The sequence below is a fragment of the Chamaesiphon sp. VAR_48_metabat_135_sub genome, from assembly GCF_031418915.1.
GTDB lineage: Bacteria > Cyanobacteriota > Cyanobacteriia > Cyanobacteriales > Chamaesiphonaceae > Chamaesiphon.
In genome coordinates, this window is the sequence record NZ_JANOJV010000064.1 from 1 (window position 1) to 2,611 (window position 2,611).

Genomic DNA, 2,611 nt, shown 5'->3' on the forward strand with positions numbered 1-2,611 from the left:
TAAAACTATCAAACAGCGATGCGATCGAAAATGTTCGAGTAGTAGAGACAATCTAGCTTCTAAGTCTAATGGTGGTTCTGGTAAAGCCTCGATATTGAGTGAAGCGATAAGATTGCGATCGATAAATTCCACCACAGAACGTTGACAGCCTAAACTCTGCCAAACAATCTCATCAAACTCACCTTTAATATCTTCTACTAATTGTCTAGCTAGAGCGGTTTTACCAATGCCAGCAGCACCGAAGATGACGACGGAGCGACATTGATCTGTGAGTATCCATTGCTTGAGTGAGTCTAGCTCTTGAGATCGATCGTAGATAGGTACGAGATCGGGAATGGTTTTTAAATACTGTGGGGTGTTCGATCGATCTATTGGCTTGGAATGGCGATCTTCAAGTTGGTTGCTTATTGTGATGTCTGAGCAGACATTTACTGAGCCGATTTGGATAAGTGACGAACTATTTCTGTACTGATGGCGTTCGACTATAGATTTAAAATTTGCTTTTTTGACTTTTTCACCCAAAGCATCAGATAGAGCTTTCCATAAATCAGCAGCAACATCAGTTGCATGGCTCTCGCTACAGGAATACTCATTAGCTATTTGATTATATTTTTTACCTTGATAGACACCCTCAACAATCGATCGTTCCAGATCGTCTAAATGTCGGTTATTGGAGTCGAACATCAATTTATCGGCTAGCTCCAGGGCTTTCGCAACGTTCATAACTCGATCGAGTGGTGGGTGCGATCGCATTGTACTACTATTTTTTCCTGCTTCCCACTATTTTAGAGCAGTTTTTAATGTTTTAGCAGATAACTGATATCTAAACTCCAAGTATTATTTTCTGTAACTACCTATTTTTCCCTAGTGGAAATCAACAACAGAAAGGGAAACATAGTATGAGCTAAGGAAATACAAACATATTTCTAATGCTTTAACCGCGATTACTCTTTGGAGATTAATGACATGACTTCAGCGACTATTTGTCTGGACAAAAAAACTTATCCTATGATGATGCACCTTAGTATTATCCCGCAGCACGAAATATCCAGCGAACAACCAACATACGATCCTGCTACTCAAAGTTCTAATTTTAGTAGTGCTATGGCTGGTTCTTGGTGTACCCGTAGTGCTTCAACTGGCTTTTGGCTTACTCCAGGTAGCAGAGACGATGACAGTCAAGAAGATGATTAAATACATCTTCTTATCTTGCTAATACACATGTTTACAAAGTAGTGACAAAAATTATTTATCACTACTTTGTAAAGAATATATTATTAAATATTTTTATTTATGCCACAATTATTAATCATAACCTCTGAAAACGACATTCATGCTGATGTCATAGTTAAAGAACTTTATCAAAGCAATATCGAACCTATTCGCCTGAATAGTGAAAGCTTTATTCCTCAATCAGAATATCATATTGCTTGGGGCGCAGACGGTAATATTACTGAGCGCAGATTACATTTCAATGATTCTTTAAGAGAAGCTACCGATGTCAAAGTGATTTGGTGGCGAAAGCCTAATGATTATTTACCCCATTCTGCCATAACAGATCCTTGGGCAGTTAAATATGCTCAGGACGAAACAAAAGCTTTAATGTATTCTTTGCATGGCTTATTCCCTGATGTAAAGTGGGTGAATGATTATTATAATTTGCGATTACCTTCTAACCGAATCAACCAAATTCCTATCGCTCAACAGCTAGAAATTTTAGTACCACCAACTATAGTTACTAATCAGTACCAACCAGCATTAGACTTTATCAAAAAGTACCAAGATTGTATCGTTAAACCGATGAGCTATTCTGGCTTTTCACATGAAGATAATCAGTATGCTTGCTTTACTCGCTCTATTAATGTTGAGACGCTAGAAGAATTCCGTGAGAGCATTCATCTCGCACCATTATTTCTCCAAAGGCGGATTGCTAAAAAAGCTGAATATCGAGTGACCCTAATTGGTCGTCAACACTTTGTTTGTCGGTTAGATGTCAAACACCTAGACGATCCTGACGTTAATATGGATTGGCGAGTAATTGAACCCGACAAAGTTACTCATGTTCCAGATACATTACCTGATGAGTATATTCAAAAGCTACGTGGAATGCTCGATATTTTCGGGCTTAATTTTGGTGCTTTTGACATCATTCGGGATGATGATGACGAGTTGTATTTCATCGAACTCAATCCTAATGGTCAATGGTATTGGATGGAAATACTCACCGGAATGCCAATGGTAAAAGCAATGGTAGAGCTAATTACTGACTTAGCCAATCAGAATTAGATATTTAGAGAGATGGGGCAATATCATAGTGTAGGTTCTGCTTCATCTCTTACAGCCTAAGTCGTAGGTTGGGTTGCGCGAAGCAAAACCCAACTAACATACCAACATCCTAGAAATGTTGGGTTTCATTCTTCAACCCAACCTACCCTAAAAGATTTGTCTGTCAATCAGGTGAGAATGTTAAACTTGAATTGTATTCAATCTTCCCCATCGCATTATGAACACGATCGATCGATCGTTCGGGAACTGGAAAAAATTCCCGAACCAATGCAACTAAGCCTTTTAGATTTTATTCGTTCTCTCGGTAATAGCTATACAGCCACAA

Annotated in this window: 3 protein-coding genes; 2 read left to right on the forward strand and 1 reads right to left on the reverse strand. The window is 38.5% G+C overall.

What is annotated here, in order from left to right:
* Positions 1–723: ATP-binding protein (locus RMO55_RS05265; RefSeq protein ID WP_310424550.1), on the reverse strand; the 723-nt coding region annotated here is incomplete at its 3' end.
* A 243-nt stretch (positions 724–966) separates the two neighbouring features.
* Here RMO55_RS05265 and RMO55_RS05270 point away from each other — a divergent pair.
* Together RMO55_RS05270 and RMO55_RS05275 are read left to right on the forward strand one after the other, a co-directional pair.
* On the forward strand, positions 967–1,194 hold the full coding sequence (locus RMO55_RS05270; protein WP_310424552.1) for a hypothetical protein: 228 nt from the start codon (positions 967–969) through the stop codon (positions 1,192–1,194).
* Positions 1,195–1,293: 99 nt separating this feature from the next.
* Positions 1,294–2,286 (forward strand): hypothetical protein, encoded by a 993-nt coding sequence (locus RMO55_RS05275; RefSeq protein ID WP_310424554.1) that lies wholly within the window; start codon positions 1,294–1,296, stop codon positions 2,284–2,286.
* Positions 2,287–2,611: the final 325 nt, after the last annotated feature.